The sequence below is a fragment of the Pseudomonadales bacterium genome (genome assembly GCA_013215025.1).
GTDB lineage: Bacteria > Pseudomonadota > Gammaproteobacteria > Pseudomonadales > DT-91 > DT-91.
The window spans coordinates 1-2,247 of record JABSRR010000285.1; the positions used below are offsets into that span (position 1 = coordinate 1).

Sequence of the window (2,247 nt, forward strand, 5' to 3'; positions counted from 1 at the left end):
CGTTTTTCAGTATGGCTCATAATACTCTTCTTAACAGGATAAACATCACTGAGCGATGCAGGCATCGCCCCGTGATGGCAAGTATAGCTTGATTAACGCTTAATACTTGTAGCTTTCAGGTTTATAAGGGCCTTCAACAGGCACATTGATGTAGTCAGCTTGACCTTGGGTTAGCTTAGTCAGTACCCCGCCGAAGCCTTCAACCATGTCTTTGGCCACTTCTTCATCAAGCTTTTTCGGTAGTACTTTAACGTACAATGCGTCGGCTTTGGCTGCTGGGTCGAGATCGGCAAATTTTTCTTCCCATAACAACATTTGCGCCAGTACTTGGTTAGCAAATGAGCCATCCATAATGCGGCTCGGGTGACCTGTGGCATTACCAAGATTTACCAAGCGGCCTTCTGACAACAAGATCAAGTGATCATTATTAGCTTGGTCGCGGTAAATTTTATGCACCTGCGGCTTCACCTCTTCCCACTGCCAGTTTTCACGCATATAGGCAGTGTCGATTTCGTTGTCGAAGTGACCGATGTTACAAACCACAGCGCCTGACTTCAGCTTTTGTAGCATGTTTGCATCACATACACCGGTGTTGCCGGTCGTGGTGACAATGAGGTCAGTTTTACCTAACAGCTCAGCATTAATGCAGTCGAGCTGGCCAGTGTTAACACCGTTGATGTATGGCGATACCACTTCGTAGCCGTCCATACAGGCCTGCATAGCGCAGATCGGGTCGATTTCTGTAACTTTAACAATCATGCCTTCTTGTGATAAAGATTGCGCAGAACCTTTACCTACATCACCGTAGCCAATAACCAGCGCTTTTTTACCCGCTAGCATGTGGTCGGTGCCGCGTTTAATCGCGTCGTTTAGCGAGTGACGACAGCCGTATTTATTGTCGTTTTTCGATTTAGTAACGGAATCATTCACATTAATAGCCGGTACTTTTAAAGTGCCTTCTTCTAACATTTCTAACAAGCGGTGAACGCCAGTGGTGGTTTCTTCAGAAATACCGTGAATGTCATCGAGCATAGCTGGATATTTGTTGTGCACCATCTCGGTAAGATCGCCACCGTCGTCAAGAATCATGTTCGCATTCCAGACGCTGTTACCATCTTTTTCAGCCAAAATAGTTTGCTCAATACACCAAAGGAACTCTTCCTCGGTTTCACCTTTCCAGGCAAATACCGGAATACCGACAGCAGCAATCGCGGCAGCAGCGTGATCTTGGGTTGAGAAGATATTACAAGATGACCAGCGTACTTCGGCACCAAGGTCAACCAAGGTTTCGATTAATACCGCGGTTTGAATGGTCATGTGAATACAACCCATAATGCGTGCGCCAGCCAGCGGCTGTGATGCTTTGTATTTGCGACGCAGCGCCATTAATGCTGGCATTTCATCTTCGGCAATTTGAATTTCTTTACGGCCCCATTCAGCTAATTCGGTGAACTCTTCATAGCTGTAGTTGGCAATCTTAAAGTCGCTGAAGCTTGAATCAATTTTTAATGCAGTAGACATGTGTTTTCTCCAAAACAATTAAAGGTTAGCCGCAGCTTTTAGAGCATCGACACGATCGGTTTTTTCCCAAGTGAAAGCGGTAAAGGTTTTTTGCTTTTGTTCACCGTTTTCTTCATACGTATAGCTGGTCTCAAATGGCTCACGGCCAAAGTGACCATAAGCCGCGGTGATTTGATACATAGGGTTAAGCAGCTCAAGCTGTGTTTGAATCGCATAAGGGCGTAAATCGAATACTTCGCGAATCAGCTTAGCTAGTGCAATATCGCTGAGCTTGCCTGTGCCAAAAGTGTTGACTGAAATCGAGGTAGGTTCAGCAACACCGATGGCATACGATACTTGAATCTCACAGCGTTCAGCTAATTCTGCGGCTACGACATTTTTAGCCACATAACGGCCGTAGTAAGCGGCGCTGCGATCAACTTTAGATGGGTCTTTGCCTGAGAAAGCGCCGCCGCCGTGGCGCGCCATACCGCCGTAGGTATCAACAATAATTTTACGCCCGGTGACACCTGCATCACCAACGGGGCCGCCAATAACAAAGTTACCGGTGGGGTTAATGTGATAGAGCGTATCAGCATGCAGCCATTCAGCAGGCAAAACGGGTTTGATAATATTCTTAATCACGGCTTCGCGTAAATCATCTAACGAGATAGATGGATCATGTTGGGTTGAGAGCACAACAGCGTCAATTTTCGGGCTCTCGCCTTCATAGTTGATGGTGACCTG

2 protein-coding genes are annotated in these 2,247 nt (G+C 46.5%); both read right to left on the reverse strand.

Annotation, left to right across the window (positions count from 1 at the left end; translation table 11 throughout):
* Window positions 1–99: 99 nt before the first annotated feature.
* Entirely contained in the window at window positions 100–1,521 is a 1,422-nt protein-coding gene (locus HRU21_12935) for an adenosylhomocysteinase (GenBank protein ID NRA43194.1), read from the reverse strand.
* A gap of 18 nt (window positions 1,522–1,539) precedes the next feature.
* Window positions 1,540–2,247: methionine adenosyltransferase (gene metK / locus HRU21_12940; protein ID NRA43195.1), on the reverse strand; the 708-nt coding region annotated here is incomplete at its 5' end.